The sequence below is a fragment of the Lachnoanaerobaculum gingivalis genome, assembly GCF_003862475.1.
Classification (GTDB): domain Bacteria; phylum Bacillota; class Clostridia; order Lachnospirales; family Lachnospiraceae; genus Lachnoanaerobaculum; species Lachnoanaerobaculum gingivalis.
The window spans coordinates 1-22,943 of record NZ_RRCO01000005.1; the positions used below are offsets into that span (position 1 = coordinate 1).

Below are 22,943 nucleotides of genomic sequence, written 5' to 3' on the forward strand. Positions count from 1 at the left end.
CGCTTCGCTTGCTTTCATCAAGTGAAAAATGTATGGGCTTAAGTGGACTCGAACCACCGACCTCACGCTTATCAGGCGTGCGCTCTAACCGGCTGAGCTATAAGCCCTAAATTTTACATCGTACTCTGTCCTGTTATTATCATATATAACGAACATATAAACAATACAACAAACATAAGTATTTGGATAGGTCTTACTCTCAATGACCAATTATTCTTTTTAGCAAGAAATATCAACAACCCCTGTCCTACAATAAAGAGTAGTGAAACCAGACAAACTACATGCCATGGATATTGTCTTACCAAATTTCCAAATTGCTCACCCATAAGCCCCTCCTATGTGTTTGAATAATATCTTATTATAAAATATAAAGCGGCATCCACCTACTCTCCCATATCGTCTCCAATATAGTACCATCGGCCGACCGGGTCTTAACCATCGTGTTCGGAATGAGAACGGGTGTATCCCCCGGGCGCATCGACACCGCTAAGATTTCAGCCTTGAGCATTCAAAACTAAACAGTACTCACAACCCCTACTTTTATCCTTAGAAAGGAGGTGATCCAGCCGCACCTTCCGATACGGCTACCTTGTTACGACTTCACCCCAGTTATCCTCCCTGCCTTCGGCAGCTCCCTCCTTACGGTTGGGTCACTGACTTCGGGCATTGATGACTCCCATGGTGTGACGGGCGGTGTGTACAAGACCCGGGAACGTATTCACCGCAGCATTCTGATCTGCGATTACTAGCGATTCCACCTTCATATAGTCGAGTTGCAGACTACAATCCGAACTGAGACGTTATTTTTGTGATTTGCTTGACCTCGCGGCTTTGCTTCACTTTGTTTACGCCATTGTAGCACGTGTGTAGCCCAAATCATAAGGGGCATGATGATTTGACGTCATCCCCACCTTCCTCCGGATTATCTCCGGCTGTCTCGTCAGAGTGCCCATCTTACTGCTGGCTACTGACGACAAGGGTTGCGCTCGTTGCGGGACTTAACCCAACATCTCACGACACGAGCTGACGACAACCATGCACCACCTGTATCCCTTGTCCCGAAGGTCTAGACTCATTACAAGTCTATTCAAGAGTATGTCAAGATTTGGTAAGGTTCTTCGCGTTGCTTCGAATTAAACCACATGCTCCACCGCTTGTGCGGGTCCCCGTCAATTCCTTTGAGTTTCATTCTTGCGAACGTACTCCCCAGGTGGAATACTTAATGCGTTAGCTTGCGGCACCGATGAGTTTACCTCACCGACACCAAGTATTCATCGTTTACTGCGTGGACTACCAGGGTATCTAATCCTGTTTGCTCCCCACGCCTTCGAGCCTCAACGTCAGTTGTCGTCCAGTAAGCCGCCTTCGCCTCCGGTGTTCCTCCTAATATCTACGCATTTCACCGCTACACTAGGAATTCCGCTTACCCCTCCGACACTCAAGCTATACAGTTTCCAAAGCAGTTCATGGGTTGAGCCCACGCCTTTCACTTCAGACTTGCATTGCCGTCTGCGCTCCCTTTACACCCAGTAAATCCGGATAACGCTTGCCCCCTACGTATTACCGCGGCTGCTGGCACGTAGTTAGCCGGGGCTTCTTAGTCAGGTACCGTCATTTTCTTCCCTGCTGATAGAGCTTTACATACCGAAATACTTCTTCACTCACGCGGCGTCGCTGGATCAGGGTTTCCCCCATTGTCCAATATTCCCCACTGCTGCCTCCCGTAGGAGTTTGGGCCGTGTCTCAGTCCCAATGTGGCCGTTCACCCTCTCAGGCCGGCTACCGATCGTCGCCTTGGTGGGCCTTTACCTCACCAACTAGCTAATCGGACGCGGATCCATCTTATACCTATAAATATTTTACCCCTGCACCATGCGGTGCTGTGGTCTTATGCGGTCTTAGCGGAAATTTCTCTCCGTTATCCCCCTGTATAAGGCAGGTTATCCACGCGTTACTCACCCGTCCGCCACTAAGTCTACCTAAATTCCATCCGAAGACTTCCTTTAAGCAGCTTCGTTCGACTTGCATGTGTTAAGCACGCCGCCAGCGTTCATCCTGAGCCAGGATCAAACTCTCATATAAAAGTTTAATCTAGCCTTCTCGCTAGCTTGCATCTGTTTTCACAGATCTACTGTTTTTTAAAGGTTTTAAATTCTATTCGAATCTAAACGTTGTTTTTACTGAAATCTCATCGATTATTATTAAAATAATCAAGTTATTTTCAGGGTTGTGTGTACTGTTTAATCTTAAATTATCAAGGTTCAACGCAGAAGGAGGGATTTGAACCCTCGCACCGCTATTAACAGCCTACTCCCTTTCCAGGGGAGCCCCTTCAACCACTTGGGTACTTCTGCTTGGTTGCGAGTTATCCTTCTTCTGTTCACCTCTTTGCTTTTAGGCAAAAAGGAAGCGGAGAGGGTGGGATTCGAACCCACGCGCCCTTGCGGACAAACGGTTTTCAAGACCGCCTCGTTATGACCACTTCGATACCTCTCCGTAACTGCCTAATTATAATATCGCAACAAGGGTTTAATGTCAAGCATTTATTTTTATTTTTTTTAAAATTTTATAAGCCATAAATGATAAAGTCCTGGTATACCACAAATAAAAATGTCCCACTTATGGTAGAATAGTATTTTGTATATTCTAACACTAGGAGGGACTGACTTATCAGAAAGGTTATTTTATCAATGAATGAACAAAGAAAATATGAGGTTATTAAAGGGCTGGTAGATCACCCGGATACAGCTAATAAGGATAGAGATGCTCTTATCCTAGGATGCACCAAGAGGCATATAAACCGTATGATACAAGGTTATATTAAAGATGGTAAGGCATTCTTTATCCATGGTAACAGAGGTAAGAAGCCTGCCACCACTATACGTCCTGATGTCAGAAGTCAGGTTATTGATCTATACAGAACTAAATACTACGAGGCTAACTTTGAACACTATACGGAGCTTCTTAAAAAGCATGAGGGTATAAGCATCTCTTCTTCCTCTGTAATGAGTATTTTGGAGTCAGAGTACATTCTATCTCCAAAGGCTACAAAAGCTAAACGTAGACGCATTAAGCAGGCTCTCAGAGCCAAGAAGCAAGCTGCAACATCAAAAAAAGAATTATCACAGATACAGGCTAACTTAGTAGCAGTTGAAGATGCTCACAGTCGTCGTCCAAGATGTGCTTATTTCGGCGAATTGCTTCAAATGGATGCTACACCTTATGAATGGGTGCCCGGACAGATATGGCATCTACATTTGGCCATTGATGATGCCTCAGGTGTTGTTACGGGTGCATGGTTTGATACTCAAGAGACTCTTAACAGCTACTACCATGTGTTTGAACAGATTCTTACTGATTATGGTATTCCCTATAAGTTTCTTACTGATAAACGAACTGTATTTACCTACAAGAAAAAAGGTGCCTTATCTGACGACAAAGACACCTATACACAGTTCGCTTACGCCTGCAAGCAACTTGGTATACAACTTGAATCAAGCAGCATACCACAAGCTAAAGGACGCATAGAACGATTGAATCAAACCTTACAGTCACGCCTGCCTATTGAGTTTAGACTCGCAGGCGTAACCGACATCAATAATGCCAATGAATTCCTTTACCACTACATAAAAGAATTCAATGAGAAGTTCTCACTTCCATGTAATGGTATCAAATCTGTCTTTGAAAAGCAACCGTCTAAAGAAAAAATAAATCTTACTTTGGCGGTTTTAACCGAGAGAACTGTTGATGCCGGACATGCGATTCAATTCGAGAAGAAATTTTATAAGATGGTAGATAATAAAGGAATGCAGACCCATTACCGAAAAGGTACCAAGGTTATGCTTATCAAAGCATTTGATAGGTCTCTGTTTGCGTGCGTAAATGACAAAGATATTTACGCTCTGGAAGAAATACCGCCCCATGAGTATAAATCTAAGGACTTGGATGCTGATTACAAACAACCCGAGCCTAGAAAACCTTATATTCCACCAATGAACCATCCTTGGAGATTAGGTGCCTTTTATAAATTCGTACACTCACAGCCACACAGAATTGAAGAAGACATAAAAAGTGCATGATAAAAGCCCCTTTTATGGGGCTTATAAATTAATTTTTTTGGGACATAATCATTTATGCTTGACAGCATTTATTTTTATTTTTTTTAAAATTTTGGAGACATTAAACTTCCTTTATTTAAGCCGATTTAAGCCACTTTTACTAATAAACTTCATAAACTATATCGCTGTTTCCAAAAAAATTTTTATCAAACTTTATTAGCAGGTAAAGTTCTCCTGCCTCTGTTTCTCCTACATGATATCCAAGAGCAAACATATCATAACATCCGCTCTTATCAAAAATAATATTTGTCAACTCCAATGCATCTACACCCTCATCCTTATGTTGCCCTTTTATAATACTTCTTGCCTCCTCATCCAACTTCTCTATCTCATTTATAATTCTTTCAATAATAGGAACTAGACTTGATAGTAACTCTTCTCTTTTCATAACTGCCTAATTACCTTATATATTAAAAAGCGGACAGCCAAGCCATCCGCAAATTAAATCCTTATACAACCTTGATAATAAACTTTCTTGCCTCGGCCTCACTGTCCACTTCTCTTATATCAGCACCCAATGAGACCAACTTGCCTTCAAAATCCTCATATCCTCTTTTTATATACTTAATATCATCTACAGTAGTCTGTCCCTCTGCAGCAAGACCTGCCAATACAAGTGCAGCACCCGCTCTAAGATCCGGTGCTTTAAGCGCCGCCCCTCTAAGTTTTGCTACTCCGATAACCATAGCGGTATTACCCTCCACTTTGATATTTGTACCCATTCTTGCGAGTTCATCCACATATTTAAATCTGTTTTCAAATATACTTTCAACTACCAGACTGCTACCTGTAGCAAGAGCCAAAGCGGTAGTTATCTGTGGTTGCATATCTGTAGGAAAGCCCGGGTAAGGTAACGTCTTTATATTTGTGGACTTTTGATTGTTCTTTGCAATAACCCTTATTGCATCGTCAAATTCCACAACCTCACATCCCATCTCCATAAGTTTTGCACTTATAGCTTCCATATGCTTCGGTATAATGTTCTTTACAGTAATATCACCCCTTGTAATAGCCGCAGCACACATAAATGTTCCGGCTTCGATCTGGTCCGGTATTATGGAATATCTGCTTCCATGTAATGACTTAACACCATTTATTCTTATAACATCTGTTCCTGCGCCCTTTATATCCGCACCCATACTGTTTAAGAAATTTGCAACATCAACTATATGCGGTTCTTTAGCCGCATTTTCTATAACCGTTCTTCCTTCCGCCAATGATGCAGCCATCATAATATTTATAGTGGCACCTACAGATACGGTATCCAAATATATATCCGCCGCAACCAAATCAATGGCATGTGCTTTTACTCTTCCAGACTCAATATCAATCTCGGCTCCCAATGCCTTAAATCCCTTCAAATGCAAATCTATAGGTCTTGACCCTATATTACATCCACCCGGCAAAGCCACCTCGGCACTCTTATACTTACCTAACAGCGCTCCGATAAAATAATATGATGCTCTTATTTTTCTTATAAATTCGTCATCAACCAATACATCCTTTACTTCAGACGCATTAATTCTCACGCTATGTCTGTCAAGTCTTTCAACACTTGCGCCAATAGCCTTTATCGCCTCAAGCATTACATTAATATCTTTTACATCAGGTAAATTTTCTATATAAACATCTTCATCTGTCATTATAGCAGCTGCCAAAATACCAAGTGCCGCATTCTTTGCACCGCCTATAGCAACCTCTCCTACCAATGGACTTCCACCATTCATTATATATTGAGCCATTTTTCTCCTCTAATATAAAACTATATATTCAAACTTTAATATTTAAGTAAATAAAAACCCAAATCAAATCTTTCTTTTTTATTACGATTCTAATTTTATCACATTACATTCTAAAGGTAAAGAAACAAGAAAAGTCATTTTGAGTACTATTGAATATACTTTGAGCCTCATTTATATCTATTTTCTGTACACTTGCTTTATTTATATCATATACTGTGACACTTTTTGAATCATACGCAATTATTATAACCGGATTATTTATTGCTGTAAATGTAAACACAGGCTTTTTAACAGTTAAAAAGTACATTACCTCTTTTAATGTTATACCCTGAAATCTTGTAAGCTCATTATTTTCCCAATAATTTACATATTCTCCGGCTTTGTTTACATCAAAATTTGTATTTGACGCGGTCTCAACCATTGACCTCGCATACACCATTATACCTTTTCTTCTTACAAATCCCATATCTGTATATGCAATATCTATAGCATTCACCGAATTATCGTATGTCCCTTCCAACTTGGAATTAATATAGACATAATACATATTGTCAAGATACGATTTATTCAAATCGATATTATATTCTATATCAGTATTGTCAATTTGAAGATCCACTGAGTAATAAACCTCACCTTCAATCCACTTACCGGTGTCTATAACATAGTTCTTTGCTCTGAAACTATCCATATAAGATGATACTCTGATCTCACTTGCCACAGACTTGTTACTGATTATCGTATCCTCTCCCAACCTGGTAAAGTTTTCACCGTCATATTGATAAAGATCAATATGCACACGATTCCCATTTACATCGATATTGTCAATATATCTGCCGTCATAAGTATATTCCTTTTGTAATTCCAAAAGATTATTGTATATCCTCACCTTTTCAAAAATACTTCCTGTAGATTTGCCGTTGATTGTATTTGAAACATTTTGAGATTCTATTGCTACTACCAAGTCGCTTCCAATATATCCTATAGGCAGCATTATCTCATTTGCATTATCTAATTGCTGATTTTCTCCTGTAGCAAAATTATAAATATTCAACCCGTCTCCGATATTCCAAGATAATAAACTCTTATCCTGACTTATGGAATACTTTCCGTGTTCAAGGTTTTCCGCCACAGTCACATAATTTCCCGACAAAATATCAAGTCCTACCACTTTATCCATAAGCTTAAGATAAAGCATCGCATTATCACCCATATATGCAAGTTCATCTATCGATTCCTTTAAACTTTGAGCATCAATTTCTGTTTTTACAAAAGCCAGCTTTGAAACTTTTTTTGTGTTCTCCATATATTTAAAAAGGCAAACACCTACATCCCCTATATGAGATGAGTCAACATTATACCCATAGCTTATAAAGTACAATCCGTCTCCAAATTTCAGTGGATAAATATAACTGTTTTTTCCTATGCTATAAACCTGTTCAAGGCTTTCCGTTTTACTGTCTGACAAAAAAAGTTTATTATCTACCAGGAATGCTATTTTCTCACCTGTATTATCCGATATAGACTTAACATCTTTATTACCTATGCCTAAATCTATTTTCTTATTATATTCAATATCTTTTGATAAACTTTGATTCATCGTTCTGGTATAATCCAGCATATAAAGTCTTTGTGTACCGGATTTGCAGATAAAATTCTCTTCTATATTATAATTTTTATTTTCTGAACTTGCAGTAAAGCTGAAATGTATTTCTCCTACCTTGCCGTTGTAATTTACAAGGCTCACCTCTTTTTCAGAAGGTGTAAGGTTCATTCCGTTATAACTTATCATATTGAAATCCGACTTCAATGTTACATATTCAAGTCCTCTTGAATTCCCTGTACCGTCACTTTCAAGATATACGGTATTGTCTTTTGCCGTATTTCCGTCAAAATTATTATTTGAAAAAGTATTTGCCATATCTATAAGCCTTTTTGCAAATTCGATGTTGCTCCTGACTATCCTGCTGTAATAATGAAATGTCTGTCCATTTGTATACAATCTAAGTTCAAGAAAGTATTCTTTATTTTCTTCCACCAGACTTGACAGATGCAAATCTATAATATCGCCATCAAGTTTTATCCTGTCTCCGCTTTCTATAAGTTCATCTGTATCAAATGTTCTTATGCTGTAATCATACTCTTCAACATCCGCAATATTTGCATCTACCACTCTAAACTTCATACTGTAATCATCCAGTACCAATGAAAGTATATTATCGGCAGCCTCAACATCCGTCTCATCACTGTAACCATACATCTTATTTATATAATAATCCCCAAGCACATTATATAATCTCGGTATGTTAATGTCACTTGTCGCAATATCTCCACCTGTAGTGTCAACTTTATTTTTTTTCAAAAAAGAGTATAATAAAAAACCTATTACCGCCAATAGGAATACCAATACAAATATAATATATCTAAATTTCTTAGTTCTCATAAAATTCCCTTATATCACATAATATTTTAAAGTCAAATAAGGCTCTTAACCCTAGTATTTTATTATACTATACTTTTCACTTTACTTGAAATATTTTTTAATTAAAAAATATTTATTATGGTCTTAGTTTATACTTGCTTTTTTTACTGTAGTTGACTATACTTTTAAGTATATTAATGTGCATTAGTTAATTAACTGATATTAAAGTTCTTAAACATCGCCTATTGTACATTCAATCGAAAAATTGGAAATTTTATTTTATAACACTATCGGGAGGTTTTATGAACGAAAAAACTGTAGACAGGCGAGTAAGAAAAACCAGGTCACAGCTTAGAAAATGTCTGAGCATCTTACTTGAAACAAAGAAAATTCAAAATATCACGGTAAAAGAATTGGCACAGATGGCAGACATAAACAGAGGAACATTTTACTTACATTACAAGGATGTATATGATTTGATGGAGCATATACAAGCCGATCTTTTAAAAGAATTTGAAGATATACTAGACAAGATAGCTCCAGATACAGACAACCTTGTACCTTTTATAGAAGCTTTATTTGTATTTATATATGATAATAAAGATATGGCAAAAATATTCCTGCATGACGATTTGGATGCAAACTTCTCTAATGAACTCAGAAATAAATTGCAGACCTGTGTATTTAATAATTATAAGGCTTTTATAAAGCAAAAGAATATGCCTTATTTTGAATTATATTACGATTTCATTCTTTCAGGAACACTAGGTCTGCTTGTAAGGTGGATTGACAGTGAATTTGAGATGTCACCTCATGATCTCGCAGTACTTACTCTGTCATTTATACGTGACGGACTTACAAATATTATAGAATAAAAAATCGAGCCTATGAAGTAAAATTCATAGGCTCTTTATTATATCAGTTGTTCTGACCTTCTTCTTCAAAATGCTTTCTTGCAAAATCCATATCCTGAACTATTTCCATTGTTCCAAGATATTTTTTATTTTTATCTCTGACCGCCATATACTTTACGAGCATGTCCTTATTGTTCTTTTTCATCCAGATAGCAACTTCATCTCTGCTTCCGTTTTTAAAGCCTGATATTATTTCTCTTACCATTGGCTCTATCTTTGGAGGATGGCATGAATACACATCTCTGTCAATTGCCATCAACGGTCTTTTAAATGCTTTCGGGCAATCATTGTCGTTAAAGAATCTGTTTATATCAGCTGCGTCTATAAATGTAATCTCAAGAGGCATGGTATCTAAGAGTGCAATAAGTTGCTCTTTTGTAAAATGTCCTCCCGGAAGAACTATCTCACCGTCAATATCATCAAACTCTCTTTTAACTTTTTCGGCTTTATAGAAACTTTCAGGTACTATATCAAGACAGTTCTCATATCCCTTGCTGTCCAAATAAATATTTAACCAGTCCTCATCTGTAAAGTTCACTGTACATATCGGGAATAAAATATTGGCTTCTTTATAAATCATCTCCTGCATACGAGTGATTACAGCCTTTATATCCTCTATCCATTTCTCATCTTCTTTTTCGATTTTATCAAGTCTTCCAAGCTCATCTCTGATTTCGTCATCTACAGACCACATTACAGTAGCCGGACCCGAAACATTATATTTGGTCTTTAATAAAGGATATAAAAGATCTCCTTTTTTTGCATAATGCATGGAAACTTCTCTTATCTTTGAAAGTAGAACTCTGTCCACCTCATTGTTTCCAAGTTTAACCAGAAATTCGTTTATATACTTATCAAGATTTTCGTTCTCTCTTGTAAATGTAGAAAGCGGATGTCCCTTTGTCTCAATAAGTATTTTAGTATCATCTTCATTTGCACCGTCTGCCATACTCATAGTATTCTTTATTTCATTCTCATTTCCAAGCTCATTGCTTGTTGTTCCATGAAACAGTGCCGAGTGAACATCACATAATTTTTGAACCTCCTGATACGGCATTCCCGATTCCATCAGCGACTGCTCCGCCTTCATTATTTCACTTGCATCTACAGATTCAAACTTTTCTCTAAAATCTTTTTGAACTGACTCCAATGATTCACCGTTTGAGAGTCTTATCAAATATTGCTTGAGTAACTCGGTACTGTCTTCAGTGTTATTTTGTATACTGTCTGCTACCTCTTTTAATTCTTTTTCTTCTTTTTTGTCCTCAGCTATTTCATATCCATGCTCTCTAAAAACTTTTTTTATTTTTTCAAGAGGAATCCCTTTCATTTCAGCGCCCTTATTTATAGTAATAAAACGTCCCATAGAATTTAACATAACAGGATTTTTTATATCTTTAAATCCGAGACCTGCAAATATTTCAATAAAATCAGGATATTCCTTTGCCAACTCAAAAACCGGTTTATTTAAATCAAGTATTTTACTCATATCATTCTCCTTTTCCCCATATAAGTTAGTATTCCCTAATTATAGTCTTATAAAGCTTGTTTTTCAGTATCATATGTTACAATATAAAAATAAATAAAAAAAGGACCTGCACTAAAAAAGTGCACAGTCCAAATTTCAAAATTTAATCCGCATCAATACCATACATATTGCAAAGAGCAGCCAATCCACCTTGATATCCGCTACCTATCGCATTGAATTTCCACTCGTCACCGTTTTTATACAGTTCACCAAATACAACTGCGGTTTCAATAGAGAAGTCTTCACCAAGGTCATATCTCAAAAGTTCTTCACCTGTATTCTCATCAAATATTCTTACAAAGGCATTTGATACCTGACCGAAGTTCTGTCTTCTAGCTTCCGCCTCATAAATAGTTACTGTGAATGCAATCTTTGTGATTTCTGCAGGAACTCTTGAAAGATCGATCTTTATCTGCTCGTCATCACCGTCACCTGCACCTGTAAGATTATCTCCCAAATGGCTTATAGCACCTGAAGGATGATTAAGGTTTCCAAAGAAAACGAAATCATTCTGACCTGAAACCTTACCTGAATCTGTCAAGCAAAATGCTGCCGCATCCAAGTCAAAGTCTGCACCTGTATCATAGGCATTTGTATCCCATCCAAGTCCTACCACAACATTCTTAAGTCCCGGATTTCCCTTTGTAAGACTAACTTTTTGACCTTTTTTTAAACTAATTGGCATATTATCCTCCTAATATATCATTGATATATAAATTACCAAAATTTGTCATCTCAATCATATATCAATTATACTCATTTTTCAATCAGCTACAATATAATTTAAGAATGTTTTCATTAAATCACTCTTGCTCCAAAAGGCATTAATGAAAGTTTAGCCAATTTGAAGAACTGAAGTCCAAAAGGAAAACCTATTATGGTTACACAAAGAATCAGCCCAGCAGTTGCATGAGCGATTGCCATAGGTATTCCAAGCATAATAAGCCAAATAATATTTACAAGAAAGCTTACAGCACCTCCGCCATATACCACTTCTTTTCCGAACGGAAAAAATGCCAATCCGGCAAATTTAAAGCATTGAAGACCTAAAGGTATTCCTACAACCGTTATACAACAAAGACAACCGGCAAATATCCACAATAACCCACTCCAAAGTCCACAAAAAATAAACCACAAAACATTACCCAAAGTACCCATACTTACTCCTTATATTATCCGGGTAAGAATCTCTTCTAACCCAATTTTATCTCTATACAATGATAGACTTTTTCTCGCTACCCAACAAGGATTTTTTTGAAATCTTGCATACAATACCGTAATCTGTTTTATGTACTACTTTTTCTACAGCTCTCTCACCTATTTTATCATACAATCTTCCTGCACTGAATGACTCACCCAGCACTGTATACGGACTGTTTGCCACATATCCTATCTTACCAAGTCCTTCACAAAGTATCTGTATAGCATCTTTGTCATATTCATTGTCAGGCTCCTTTTCTAAAAAAATTTCAGATACTACAATATCTTTTCTTGAATCCTTTTTTTCTTATTTGCCTCATTTTTTTACTATTCTTCTTATCATTTTTCTCTCCGGATTCTGTTATACTTGTTCCAACTTCTTAGTTTTCCCCCGGGTTCTTATACAATATACTGACATAGGCATAGTCAAAGCCAAAAGTAGTATCACAAAGAAGTTTTTTTATATTTTTCATCTTATACCTCCAGTTTACATTACATCTCTAAAATCTATTGACAAAAACGGATAGCTCAATTTTCGAGCTATCCGCTTTCAAAGTTACAAATCATAAATATATAATAGATACCATTATCCAACACATCAACAACAGAACTCCCTGTTCAATTTCATAAAAGAGTTTTTTTAATTTTAAGGATATACAACATCTGTTCCTTCTCTTGCAAACTGCAAGTCTATTGAGGCCCCTACCTGATCTTTTAAAAATCCTTCAAATATAATTGTATCTTCACTAATTGTTCCTACCATATTTATCTTATCAATTTTAACTGTAACAGTAGTATCATCATTAAACCATTTACCCTCTACTCTTATATCCTCTGCTACCATAATTGCCTGCCCATCAACGCCTAGCTCAATAGTAAATCCTGTTATCTCATCACGAGAAAGATTAAGTCCAAATGCTTTTCCTGATATCGCTATATATTTCCCTACTAATGCTTCATCTCTTTTTTCATTAATTGAGCAACCCATACAGAATAATAAACTAATTATTATTATCAAAATCGTACTATATCGTTTCATCTTCCCTCCTTTTGGGAAATTGAACAGTTTCTTCCGGTTTATATTGGATTTAAAAACACTTGTCTAACGAATATATTCTCCATTTTTATCAACTTTGAATCCATCCGGCGTATTTTCATTTGTATACATTGATCCAAGTGGTCTTGAATTTTCTATATTCTTAAAATACCATTCACCATTACGCAATTCCCAAGTCCAATTAGGTGTATGGTTATTAAAGAAATACCACTTTCCACCTATATTGTTCCATCCTGTAAACATAACACCGTCTAAAAGATTTAGATAATACCATTTTCCGTCTTGTGGATCCAAATGCCAACCTTTTTTCAGTGTATCTCTGGTAGTTCCTGAGTAATAGTACCATTTGTCATTTTCTAATATCCAGCCTTGCTTAATAGTTGCTCCGATTCCTGACCCACCTTTTCCAATAGCCTTATGGCCAACTCCTCTACCGCTTCCACTATTATGGCTTCTTTCGACTTTACCTATGCTTCCACTTCCACTTGTTCCACCGGGAATTACTACTACGCTCTGTGTTGGAGTTGTTCCGCTGCTTCCACCAGTTATTCCACTTCCTCCCGTGCTTCCGCTTCCGCCTGTACTTCCGCTTCCTCCTGTGCTTCCACTTCCTCCTGTACTTCCACTTCCTCCTGTACTTCCGCTTCCTCCTGTACTTCCGCTTCCGCCTGTACTTCCGCTTCCTCCTATGCTTCCACTTCCTCCTGTACTTCCACTTCCTCCTGTACTTCCACTTCCTCCTGTACTTCCGCTTCCTGTCGGATACTTTCTCGTGCAGATAATTGTGTATAATGGATAATTTGCACCTACAAGTACCTTAATATCACTTGATGAGTTATATTGATATTGAAATGTAGGATATACCTGATTCGGTTTTACCACATAAACTATTCCGGTATCATATTGTGTAGCAACAAATTCGGTATTAGTTAAAGGCATCCAAGTCATATCCGGGGCTCTACCAATCTGATCATTAGTAAGTGTATTGCCGGATTCATCTTCATATTTAATTACATATGAAGATCGATTATCCATACATAACAGATTATAAGTCACCCTGCCTGTATATGTAATCCAATTAACAGTTGCAACAAGCTCATCCCTTGTAGAACTCAAAGTTGCATCAGTGAGCAAGTTCTGATCTGCACTGCTTTTAACATAATATGTTATACCGTCTTCAGTAAATGTAGGTAACACCGGAATTGTAAATGTTTCCGTAATTAAACCTATGCTACTGCTCATTTGATTACCATTATCTGTTTTTACAACATTACCTAATTCATCCACATATTTAACTTCATAATCAAAAGAGTTACTCATTGCATAAGACTCTTTTTGCATAATGCAAAGTAGTGCCAATATCCAAAACACAAATAGTATAATTTTAATTATTTCTTTTATAATTATCTTTTTTTGATTCATAATACATTCCTTTCTTATTATATTTTTATAATTTGTATCAATATTAAAATGTCTACATAATTTTACCTCCTCTTTTCTATTTTCTTTATGGAAATACTTCTATTTGTATTATCAATATCATACTTTAAAGCAAAAATATATTATTCAAAGAATACTTTTAAGCCGATTTTCCAAATAGTATCTAATGAATACCAAAGAAATGCACAAAAATACACCTAATATTTGTATGATTTATACTAATATTAGGTGCATCTAATTTCATTTCAATATTTCATTAATCCTTCCACAGCGTACCAATAGATCAATATATATCTGTAACTCATCTTTAGAATTCACTTCAAGCTTTGTGTATATATTCCTATTATGTTTTCTTACTGTATTTAAACTTATACAAAGTAAGTCCGGTAGTTCAGCAATCTCATATCCATTTACATAATATTCTAAAATATTTCTTTCTGATGCAGTCAATTCCTTTGAATTTTTTATAAAGCGATCAAACATCTCTTCTATTTCTGATGGAACTGCACCCATACTCTTGTATTTTTCTTCTTTACTTTTTAGAAACTCTGCCAGAATATCAATCTCCGCAATTCCTGTACGAGAGTCATTTTTATAGAAATCATCTGTCTTTAGATTCTCTATTCCCTTCTCAATAGGCTTCACAAACTGTCTAGATATAATAAGCGATATTATAAACATAACGATACTAAATACCATCAGTATTGCTATCATCATTATTTTTTCATATCTTTCCTGAGCTTCAAAACTACCATATGAAACAAGTATGGCAATCACCCATTGTCTGCCTTGTTGATCAAAAGCACCCTCTATTGTTTGTTGTACTCCAATATATTTCCCTTGAGAATTAGAGTAAACATTATATATTTTACCTGTATCAATAAAAAGATCATCATTTTCATTTATATAACTATTACCCTGAGAACCACTAAGTCCTTCACTAAGCAATAACTTCTCCTGATCTACAGGTGCGATTATGGTCACCATATCACCATATTTACTTTCGAATTTGGGATAACTTAAACGAAATAAAAGACCACTGATTTCAAGACCACATATTCCATATCTTTTGCCCTCGCTTCCAATAACCGGTACACTTAAAAATATGCTGTTTTCCCATGTATCCTTCAAATGTTGTCTGTTAATCCATAAATACTCCTCTGTTGCAGCCTTGTTACTTCCTGTAGATACCTGATTATTAAACCAGTACATATCCTCAGTATTAAATTCCATATTCCAACGATTATGTATCTGGATTTTATTCTGCATAGCTACATTTGGATTCCCACGAAAGAGAAACACATCATCTTCCAAAACATTTCCACTTACGTTAGCCAACCTCAAATAAACTCCACTACGTGAGTATTCCGCATTTGGTGCTGAAGTATTTACTGTAGTATCAAATGCTGCATAAACACCACTTGCACGAGTAACATGTAATTTGCCTTCTAATAGCATATACATATTTTCCTGCATTTTTCGAAGTTTGTCTCCATCATTTTCCAATTCTTTTATATCATAGGGATATGACAGCACTTCTCTCTCTAAATATATTGTAAGCCTTTTTGATAGATCTATACCATTTGTTGCAAACAAATCCATTCTATCTTTAATATCTCTTTCTTGATTTTGAAGGTGAACTTGCAGATTTTGCTCAATTTGTCTTCCACTTTCTGAAAACACACCTGAAGCCACCAGCATAACCAATAATATTCCCGTTCCTGCCAAGACCAGGCAACAGAGATATATCATAAGTTTGCTACGCATTGATCTACTTTGATGATTAATTCCCTTTAGAATCTCGCAAAAAGATAACTTATTTCTTAGAGTTGCAGACCTGTTTTTTTCTTTATTCTGTTCCATTTTTTGTCTCCAAACTATTGCATCGCATTCATCATATTTTGATATGCCTCTTCAATATAAGCCTCTTTATCCGGGTGTTCATTATTTTGCAAAGCTTCTTTATATTCCTCTTTGGCCCTTGAGAGCTCAAGTCTTACATTTTTTTCAAAGTACATTTCCATGTCAAGATAATTAGATAGTTGCGGTGCTACATAGAAAGTATATTCTTCTTTAGTTTTTGAAATAGCCTCATATAAACTTCTATACTTAGTGCTCTCAAGCTTTCCTGCCACCTTGGAAAGCTGTGCAAATGCCTTTTCTGTCACAGGCATGTATCCTGCTTTTACTACAAATTCAATATTATTGTCAGGTTCTGTAAGCCATTTTAAGAACAATGCTGCCGCCTTTTCGCGCTCCGGAGTAGACTTAACTGTACAAAAGCCAGCTCCCCTTTGCATAACCATCTTTTTCCCACCTTCAAAAACAGGTACCGGATATGATACAACCTCTATAGGTTCTGAAATATTATTCTCATATGTTACAATGTCCTCATAATACAGTACGCTCGCGGATGATGCTACACTCACTATTGCCTTTCCGGTTCTTAGCGGTTCTGTAGCATAACCGTCACGTAGCCATACTCCACCGGAAATAGCCGCATCAGCATAAGGTTCCCAAATTTTTCTAAATTTATCTCCAAATGCCAACTTGCCACCTTTTAATACATCTGTAAAAAAGTATTCACCTAGCGACTCACACCCCACCTGGAAATAATTAAAATGGTAGTCATGTACAAAGAAATTCTCTCCATCATTTGGAATATCTGGAGTCTTATCATCTGTCCATTTTTCATAGACTTTTGCCATTTCAAACAGACCTTCCCATGTAACAAGATCCTCCTCCTTTGCCCCGGTTTCTTTTGCAAAGCGTTCAAACAATGTCCTGTTTACAAAAAGAATCTCTGTTGATTTCGCTACAGGAAATACCATCAACTTATCATCAATTATTCCTTCCTGTACAAATTCAGGAATAAGTTCATCTAGCTCATCTTCCGTAAAATATTTCTTATAATCAACCAAAATATCTTTATCCTGTAAACTAAGTACAGTTTTTGGATATGAGACAAACATATCCGGAAGCTCTGCCGCCCCCGGCTCATTTTTTGCAGCTGCAATAACAGCTTCATGTATTGTATTTGTATTTGTTACGCTTGTAACATTTATTCTAATACCCTCTTCTTTTCCTATGGTCTCATTAAATTTATCTATACTTTGATTTAAGGGAGAATCCGTCTGACCACCGTATACATGCCAAAGTGTAAGAACGACTTGCTTCTTCTCTTTCCCGGACCTCCATGTACATCCTACCAAAATCACAACAAATATTATTACGAATAAATGTAAAGTCTTTTTTCTATTCATTTTGTCCTCCCTCTAAACCAACTGTTACGTAAATTGTATAACTAAATATCATAATTTATATTTATCAATTAACGTTAATTTGTAGCTTTTTGTATAAATTTATTATTATAATATGTAAATTTTGATTTTTTATACATTAAATTATCTACTATTATTTTACATTGCCGTCATAATTATGTCCAGTATGATTTTATTCAGTTTTAAGAATATATGTTTTCAAAAAATCACTAATTTTTATTAAAAGATAAGTAAAATTATAACATAGTTTTTTGCTTAAAAATTAGTTGCTAAAGACTTGCATATAAGATTATTCACATTTCTTTTCCGTTTTTTAAATTCAACAAAAAAGAGCTCTCTTTAGAATTATAATTCACCTCTGATTAGCTCATATTTTAGCATAAATTTCTTTGTGTATTCCCTCAATTCATTAACAACTTCTTTTGGAGAAACTATTTCCACATCATTTCCCAAGCTGAATATCCATCCGAAAAACTGCGGGCTTACATTTATATCCACTACCAGCTCACTGTGGTTTTCATCTGTTTTCCTAAAAATAGTATCTTTCCCGAATCTGTCTATAAATACTCCACACATATGATTAGTAAACTTTATACATACCTTTGTCTTATCACCATGATACATACCAAAGGTTGCCTTTGAGTATTTTGCCATATCAAAGTTTTTAAACTCTTCTTTTCCGGCTCTTTCATCTTTTCCAACCTCAATATACATCATCTTATCTACACGGTAATGTTTGATTTTATTATCCCAATCATCAAAGGCAATCATATAGTAGTTTTCATCATCCCACAGCAGTGCCCACGGACTTACAACAAAATAGATCCCTCCATGTCTTTCCACAAGTTTCTTATCTATATCCCATTTGTAATATTTGAACTTGATCTTCCTATTTTGATTTATAGCAGTATGTATATCATCCACATTATAATATACGCTTTCATTCATTGTCTTTACACGATCATTTATAACAATCTGTCTTTGTAATTGTTTAGCCTGATACTCACTTACAAATTTTTTTACCTTTGAAATCAATAACTTTGACTTTTTTTGAGTTATAAACTTTGCGGATTGCACAGCATCAATTAGAAGCTTTACCTCTGCCAATTCAAACTCTCTTCCTGCAATATGATAAAAGGTCTCCCTACCCTTCTGCTCCTTTATAATATCTATGCCGAATCTTTCCATATCTTTAAAATCTTCGTAGATACTCTTTCTCTCAGCACTTACTTCATACTTCTTAAGCTCATCAAGTATCTGAGGCATAGTGAGACTATGCTCATCATCAGTCTTTTCTGTCATAATCTTCGTAAGATATGTAAATTTAAATTTTTGATTGCTCCCCCTTGGCATAATTCACCTCTTTTTTATCAATATTTTTTTGATGTAATTGTATCATAATAATATCTTATCTTAAACTCAAATATATCCTCCTTGTAGTGTTTATATTAAGACTTTTATTAAAAAAATTTATTTATGAATAGTAAATATTATAATGGTCAAAGTGTAATAATTATCCGTATTTATAGTTATTTTATTGTACATTATTTCTTATTCATGTGATACCATTTATTTTTTTACTGAAAGAGTATTCGAAGGGTAATATACTTTTAATTTTATAAAGCGTAGTATGAATTCAAAGCAAAAACTTGATTGGCAAAAAGCGTATAAAAGAAAGGAGAGTAAAATGAAAAAAATTTTATCAATGCTTATTACAATCATACTATCTATGGCTTTGGTTGCCTGTGTAGGTTCTTCCGGCAAGAGAGACGCCAAGCTGGCCGGAAAATATATAGGAGTAAGTGAAACATCTTTTGGAATGACTCTTACCGGGAATGATGTATCCGGATTCACCCTCGAGTTAAAAAAAGACGGTAAAGCCTCTATATCTTTAGAGAGCGAAAATGCAACAGGAAAATGGGTTAGCAATGACAGTACAATTACTATAACCATAGATAATGAAGAAATAGTTGGCGAAATTGGAGAAGATACTATAACCTTTGAGAATTTTCTAGAAGAATACCTGGGAATTGAACTTGCTATAACATTTGCAAAAGAAGGTACAGACGCAGCAAACCCTGAGAACTATATTCCTGAAGAAGATAAAGCTCTTACAGGTGAATGGGTTGGTGTTTCAGTGGCCGATGTATTGGGTAGCGATGCTTCAAAAGATGTAACACCTGATTTTTTCACAGCAACTTTAAATGCAGATCATACAGCAGTCATAAGTTTTGCTGACGAAGAAATCTCAACTCCTACATGGTCTTTCTTCATCGATTCAGTATTGTTTGAAGGCGAAGTTGCTGACGGCGCTAATCTTTACGGCAAATATAAGGATGATGTATTTGTAATTACTTACAGCAATGATGAAGAATATTATGACTTTACAATGGAAAAATCCGGTGATACTACAACTAAACACTAATGATGAGAAATCTTCCAAATGAACTTCTGATACAACAACTCATGACGATGCAAATATGTCACCGGCAAAAGAGTATCTTGTTTCCGGTGACGGAGTGGCCGTCAAATAAGACTCACTTATTATGAAGAGATTTCTATTCATTGTGTGGGAAGAAAAGTTAATGATATCTCAGACCTTGTCGTAAACTAATATAAATCAATCAAACAACCTCTTTAAATAAATTGGGGAGCATATTGCAAAGATATCTCCCCATTTTCATTTCCTCTGATTAAAATTTTTATCTTCTATTTGATCTTTATTCCGCTCATAATCTCTCCGATAGGCGCATTCACACACAACTCTGCATTTACGGTTTTTCCGGTCTTCAACTTATTGATAACCACAAGATGCTTGCCATGAAAATAATCAATAAAACCTGCCGCAGGATATACCACCAAAGATGTCCCGCCGATTATAAGAGTATCTGCCGATGCGATTGCTCTTATCGCGGCATTTATTACATTCCCGTCAAGTCCCTCTTCATACAAAACAACATCAGGTTTTATCATACCGCCACATTCACAATATGGTATTCCTTTTTGGTTTTTAACATATTTTGCATCATAAAATTTTTTGCATTTCATACAGTAATTTCTATGTATACTTCCGTGAAGCTCATAGACTGTTTTATTTCCGGCTTTTTGATGAAGCCCGTCAATATTCTGCGTCACTACAGCCTTAAGCTTTCCCGACTTTTCAAGTTCCGAGAGTTTATTATGTGCGGCATTTGGCTTTGCCTCAAGACACATCATTTTGTCCTTATAAAACTCATAAAAAACATCAGGATATTTCATAAAAAAGCTGTGACTTATCACCTGTTCGGGAGAGTACTTATACTTTTGACGGTAAAGACCGTCCTCGCTTCTAAAATCCGGAATACCGCTTTCTGTAGAAACTCCGGCACCACCGAAAAATACTATATTGGTACTGTCATCTATAATTTTTTGAAGCTTTGTCTTCTCATTTTCATACATATAAACACCCGCTTTCACTTACAAATACTTTTACTTAATATCAATGTCCCTTATGTTTTTTTCTTTTCTTATACTGTTTTAATAAAAATCTCTTAAGCACATCCGCCTCTTTTTCTTCTCGCCTTCTTATCTTACTTTCCTTCTTATTCTGTTCATGTTGCGATTTTAATGCAAGCTGTGACTTTGTTCCTATACCGGATACTTGCATCTGCTTTCTTACATCGCGTTGAGCTTTCTTCGGATTTGTTTTGCCTTTTTTTATCTTTGTTTCAACAGCAGGGCTGAATACCAAACTATAGTAATTTTTTATTATGTAGTCTAATACCTCATAGCCCTTAGGCTCTGCACTGAACGTTACTTTTGATACAACAAGAAAGTTGTTTTCAACATGCTCAAACACACCTACCCAAAACGGATTTTCAAAAAACACAGTTAACTTGACATTTATATCATTCATCGCCATCCCTCCAATTTCTTTACAAAGAACGGACAACCCGGAGGGGCAGGTTACTTACCCTATATACTTATAGGACTGCCGGGCTACCTACCGGCTATAGCACAATAAATGTACATTGCGTTTTTATCTTTGCTTATATAATCAAGATTAAACTTGACTGTTCGCTATTATTTTCTCATATAATAAATAGTTATTCAATAAAAATAAAACTTTTATATACAACAAAAAACGATAATGACAAGCATCTATCGCAAGTCATTACCGCCAAAAATGTTCCCTGCGGGAATCGAACCCACAATTACAGCTTAGGAGGCTATCGTTATATCCATTTAACTAAGAGAACCGATATATAATTATAACAAAAAAAGTATACAACAAATACATACTTCTTTCAAGCTGATTTTAAACCCTACCATTTCATCTGTTTTTTTGTATCTTTTAAATTCAAAACTATAATTATATTCTTATAATATTTTATTTTGTCTTATTTGTTACAGATTCCTATATTTTATAAGTGTATAATCTTTTTATAGATATTGATGTAAGTTCATCTTTATCTATAAAACTGACAGTGAATTTGTTTATGATAATTCACTCACTTTAAGGAGGTATGCTATGATTACAGCTAAAATGTCACTTGCCGATATTGTTAAACAATATCCTCAAACAATTCCTTATCTTAACAACTTACACCTAGACTACTGCTGTGGTGGTCATATGCCACTTGATGAGTCTTTCACAGACGGGAGTATTGACCTTACTTCACTTATAAATGAACTTAACAATATAGCTTCGCAGCCTGTTCCACAAAACAAAGAAAGTGTGGAATCCATAGAAGATTTTGAAAAACTAAGCGTTAATGAGATGCTTGATAATCTTGAGGCAACTCATCATGTTACAGAGCGTGAGATGATGGAACAAATCGAAAAGCTTTTAAACAAGATTTTGATAGTACATTATCAGCATCATGGTGCGGAACTTACAAAGATTCACAACTTATTTGCAAGAATGAAAGCAGAACTTGAAGAGCATTTTGCAAAAGAAGAGAGGCTCATATTCCCGCTGATGCGTTCAAATCATCACCCTGACAAAGAAACTCTTGAATTGATAAGTGAACTTGAAGGTGAACATGTAGATGTAGGCGACATGATTAAGGAAATGCAAGAGCTTACAAATAACTTTCAAGTACCGGCTGATACTTGCGTCACATATGCCAATACGTTTAAACTTATGAAGGATTTCGTTGAGGATATTTTTGTTCATGTTTTCAAGGAAAACAGTATTACATTTCCTGAATATGCAGAACAATAATAATTGACAAAAGGTCTTAGATTTACAGTTATACATCT

The 22,943-nt window shown here is 35.7% G+C and carries 18 protein-coding genes, 4 tRNA genes, 2 rRNA genes and 1 pseudogene; 4 read left to right on the top strand and 21 right to left on the bottom strand.

The genetic code is table 11. The annotated features are described in order from the left end of the window. Positions 1-33: 33 nt before the first annotated feature. The 6 genes from EHV10_RS10445 to EHV10_RS10470 form a co-directional block, all read right to left on the bottom strand. Positions 34-107: transfer RNA gene (locus tag EHV10_RS10445), tRNA-Ile, on the bottom strand. 6 nt (positions 108-113) lie between these two features. Further along, on the bottom strand, positions 114-326 hold the full coding sequence (locus EHV10_RS10450; RefSeq protein ID WP_128674611.1) for a hypothetical protein: 213 nt from the start codon (positions 324-326) through the stop codon (positions 114-116). A gap of 44 nt (positions 327-370) precedes the next feature. After that, positions 371-488, bottom strand: a 5S ribosomal RNA gene (gene rrf, locus EHV10_RS10455). Between the two features lie 62 nt (positions 489-550). Further along, positions 551-2,082, bottom strand: a 16S ribosomal RNA gene (locus EHV10_RS10460). 183 nt (positions 2,083-2,265) lie between these two features. Next, positions 2,266-2,354, bottom strand: a tRNA-Ser gene (locus EHV10_RS10465). A gap of 56 nt (positions 2,355-2,410) precedes the next feature. Beyond that, positions 2,411-2,496 (bottom strand) — tRNA-Ser (locus EHV10_RS10470). Between the two features lie 194 nt (positions 2,497-2,690). Between EHV10_RS10470 and EHV10_RS10475 the strand changes: the two genes are divergently transcribed. After that, positions 2,691-4,079, top strand: coding sequence for an ISNCY family transposase (locus EHV10_RS10475; RefSeq protein WP_128674612.1), 1,389 nt, complete (start codon positions 2,691-2,693; stop codon positions 4,077-4,079). A gap of 139 nt (positions 4,080-4,218) precedes the next feature. Here the strand turns inward: EHV10_RS10475 and EHV10_RS10480 are convergent, their stop codons facing one another. From EHV10_RS10480 to EHV10_RS10490, 3 genes are all read right to left on the bottom strand, one after another. Next, on the bottom strand, positions 4,219-4,506 hold the full coding sequence (locus EHV10_RS10480) for a hypothetical protein (protein ID WP_243116125.1): 288 nt from the start codon (positions 4,504-4,506) through the stop codon (positions 4,219-4,221). A gap of 61 nt (positions 4,507-4,567) precedes the next feature. After that, entirely contained in the window at positions 4,568-5,860 is a 1,293-nt protein-coding gene (locus tag EHV10_RS10485) for a UDP-N-acetylglucosamine 1-carboxyvinyltransferase (RefSeq protein ID WP_128674613.1), read from the bottom strand. A gap of 103 nt (positions 5,861-5,963) precedes the next feature. Beyond that, positions 5,964-8,300, bottom strand: a complete 2,337-nt coding sequence (locus EHV10_RS10490) for a hypothetical protein (protein WP_128674614.1) — start codon at positions 8,298-8,300, stop codon at positions 5,964-5,966. 281 nt (positions 8,301-8,581) lie between these two features. On the opposite strand from EHV10_RS10490, the gene EHV10_RS10495 reads away from it, so the two are divergent. Further along, positions 8,582-9,154 carry a TetR/AcrR family transcriptional regulator gene (locus tag EHV10_RS10495; protein ID WP_128674615.1) on the top strand — a complete coding sequence of 191 codons (573 nt, stop codon included), beginning with the start codon at positions 8,582-8,584 and terminating at the stop codon, positions 9,152-9,154. 43 nt (positions 9,155-9,197) lie between these two features. Here the strand turns inward: EHV10_RS10495 and EHV10_RS10500 are convergent, their stop codons facing one another. The 9 genes and pseudogenes from EHV10_RS10500 to EHV10_RS10540 all read right to left on the bottom strand — a co-directional run bounded on the left by EHV10_RS10500 (position 9,198) and on the right by EHV10_RS10540 (position 19,052). Beyond that, on the bottom strand, positions 9,198-10,682 hold the full coding sequence (locus EHV10_RS10500) for a DUF438 domain-containing protein (RefSeq protein WP_128674616.1): 1,485 nt from the start codon (positions 10,680-10,682) through the stop codon (positions 9,198-9,200). 142 nt (positions 10,683-10,824) lie between these two features. Further along, a complete protein-coding gene (locus EHV10_RS10505) occupies positions 10,825-11,406 on the bottom strand; it encodes a TerD family protein (protein ID WP_128674617.1) in 582 nt (193 codons plus the stop codon). 113 nt (positions 11,407-11,519) lie between these two features. Then, the gene (locus EHV10_RS10510) at positions 11,520-11,879 is read right to left on the bottom strand and encodes a YccF domain-containing protein (protein WP_128674618.1); all 360 of its coding nucleotides are present in this window, start codon (positions 11,877-11,879) and stop codon (positions 11,520-11,522) included. A 52-nt stretch (positions 11,880-11,931) separates the two neighbouring features. Then, positions 11,932-12,192: pseudogene (locus EHV10_RS15435) on the bottom strand (HIRAN domain-containing protein); the annotation flags it as partial. Between the two features lie 375 nt (positions 12,193-12,567). After that, the gene (locus tag EHV10_RS10520; protein ID WP_128674619.1) at positions 12,568-12,960 is read right to left on the bottom strand and encodes a hypothetical protein; all 393 of its coding nucleotides are present in this window, start codon (positions 12,958-12,960) and stop codon (positions 12,568-12,570) included. Between the two features lie 63 nt (positions 12,961-13,023). Further along, complete coding sequence (locus EHV10_RS10525; RefSeq protein ID WP_158609915.1) at positions 13,024-14,400, bottom strand: choline-binding protein A; 1,377 nt, start codon at positions 14,398-14,400, stop codon at positions 13,024-13,026. A 258-nt stretch (positions 14,401-14,658) separates the two neighbouring features. Continuing rightward, positions 14,659-16,281: a helix-turn-helix transcriptional regulator gene (locus tag EHV10_RS10530; protein WP_128674620.1), complete on the bottom strand. Its 1,623-nt coding sequence runs from the start codon at positions 16,279-16,281 to the stop codon at positions 14,659-14,661. A gap of 14 nt (positions 16,282-16,295) precedes the next feature. Next, positions 16,296-17,681 carry an extracellular solute-binding protein gene (locus EHV10_RS10535; protein WP_128674621.1) on the bottom strand — a complete coding sequence of 462 codons (1,386 nt, stop codon included), beginning with the start codon at positions 17,679-17,681 and terminating at the stop codon, positions 16,296-16,298. Between the two features lie 363 nt (positions 17,682-18,044). Further along, the gene (locus tag EHV10_RS10540) at positions 18,045-19,052 is read right to left on the bottom strand and encodes a helix-turn-helix transcriptional regulator (protein ID WP_128674622.1); all 1,008 of its coding nucleotides are present in this window, start codon (positions 19,050-19,052) and stop codon (positions 18,045-18,047) included. A gap of 334 nt (positions 19,053-19,386) precedes the next feature. Between EHV10_RS10540 and EHV10_RS10545 the strand changes: the two genes are divergently transcribed. After that, entirely contained in the window at positions 19,387-20,124 is a 738-nt protein-coding gene (locus tag EHV10_RS10545; protein ID WP_128674623.1) for a hypothetical protein, read from the top strand. 284 nt (positions 20,125-20,408) lie between these two features. Here the strand turns inward: EHV10_RS10545 and EHV10_RS10550 are convergent, their stop codons facing one another. The 3 genes from EHV10_RS10550 to EHV10_RS10560 form a co-directional block, all read right to left on the bottom strand. Beyond that, positions 20,409-21,137, bottom strand: a complete 729-nt coding sequence (locus tag EHV10_RS10550) for an NAD-dependent protein deacylase (protein WP_128674624.1) — start codon at positions 21,135-21,137, stop codon at positions 20,409-20,411. Between the two features lie 40 nt (positions 21,138-21,177). Further along, on the bottom strand, positions 21,178-21,594 hold the full coding sequence (locus tag EHV10_RS10555; protein ID WP_128674625.1) for a YjdF family protein: 417 nt from the start codon (positions 21,592-21,594) through the stop codon (positions 21,178-21,180). A gap of 271 nt (positions 21,595-21,865) precedes the next feature. After that, positions 21,866-21,937 (bottom strand) — tRNA-Arg (locus EHV10_RS10560). Between the two features lie 272 nt (positions 21,938-22,209). Here EHV10_RS10560 and EHV10_RS10565 point away from each other — a divergent pair. After that, positions 22,210-22,905: a DUF542 domain-containing protein gene (locus EHV10_RS10565; protein ID WP_128674626.1), complete on the top strand. Its 696-nt coding sequence runs from the start codon at positions 22,210-22,212 to the stop codon at positions 22,903-22,905. Positions 22,906-22,943 lie beyond the last annotated feature (38 nt).

Coding starts and splice junctions, on each gene's coding strand:
- EHV10_RS10510 (WP_128674618.1), bottom strand. CDS start 11,879: ATGGGTACTTTGGGTAATGTTTTGTGGTTTATTTTTTGTGGACTTTGG.
- EHV10_RS10550 (WP_128674624.1), bottom strand. CDS start 21,137: ATGTATGAAAATGAGAAGACAAAGCTTCAAAAAATTATAGATGACAGT.
- EHV10_RS10485 (WP_128674613.1), bottom strand. CDS start 5,860: ATGGCTCAATATATAATGAATGGTGGAAGTCCATTGGTAGGAGAGGTT.
- EHV10_RS10565 (WP_128674626.1), top strand. CDS start 22,210: ATGATTACAGCTAAAATGTCACTTGCCGATATTGTTAAACAATATCCT.
- EHV10_RS10495 (WP_128674615.1), top strand. CDS start 8,582: ATGAACGAAAAAACTGTAGACAGGCGAGTAAGAAAAACCAGGTCACAG.
- EHV10_RS10505 (WP_128674617.1), bottom strand. CDS start 11,406: ATGCCAATTAGTTTAAAAAAAGGTCAAAAAGTTAGTCTTACAAAGGGA.
- EHV10_RS10500 (WP_128674616.1), bottom strand. CDS start 10,682: ATGAGTAAAATACTTGATTTAAATAAACCGGTTTTTGAGTTGGCAAAG.
- EHV10_RS10555 (WP_128674625.1), bottom strand. CDS start 21,594: ATGAATGATATAAATGTCAAGTTAACTGTGTTTTTTGAAAATCCGTTT.
- EHV10_RS10535 (WP_128674621.1), bottom strand. CDS start 17,681: ATGAATAGAAAAAAGACTTTACATTTATTCGTAATAATATTTGTTGTG.
- EHV10_RS10490 (WP_128674614.1), bottom strand. CDS start 8,300: ATGAGAACTAAGAAATTTAGATATATTATATTTGTATTGGTATTCCTA.
- EHV10_RS10475 (WP_128674612.1), top strand. CDS start 2,691: ATGAATGAACAAAGAAAATATGAGGTTATTAAAGGGCTGGTAGATCAC.
- EHV10_RS10520 (WP_128674619.1), bottom strand. CDS start 12,960: ATGAAACGATATAGTACGATTTTGATAATAATAATTAGTTTATTATTC.
- EHV10_RS10450 (WP_128674611.1), bottom strand. CDS start 326: ATGGGTGAGCAATTTGGAAATTTGGTAAGACAATATCCATGGCATGTA.
- EHV10_RS10530 (WP_128674620.1), bottom strand. CDS start 16,281: ATGGAACAGAATAAAGAAAAAAACAGGTCTGCAACTCTAAGAAATAAG.
- EHV10_RS10540 (WP_128674622.1), bottom strand. CDS start 19,052: ATGCCAAGGGGGAGCAATCAAAAATTTAAATTTACATATCTTACGAAG.
- EHV10_RS10525 (WP_158609915.1), bottom strand. CDS start 14,400: ATGAATCAAAAAAAGATAATTATAAAAGAAATAATTAAAATTATACTA.
- EHV10_RS10545 (WP_128674623.1), top strand. CDS start 19,387: ATGAAAAAAATTTTATCAATGCTTATTACAATCATACTATCTATGGCT.
- EHV10_RS10480 (WP_243116125.1), bottom strand. CDS start 4,506: ATGAAAAGAGAAGAGTTACTATCAAGTCTAGTTCCTATTATTGAAAGA.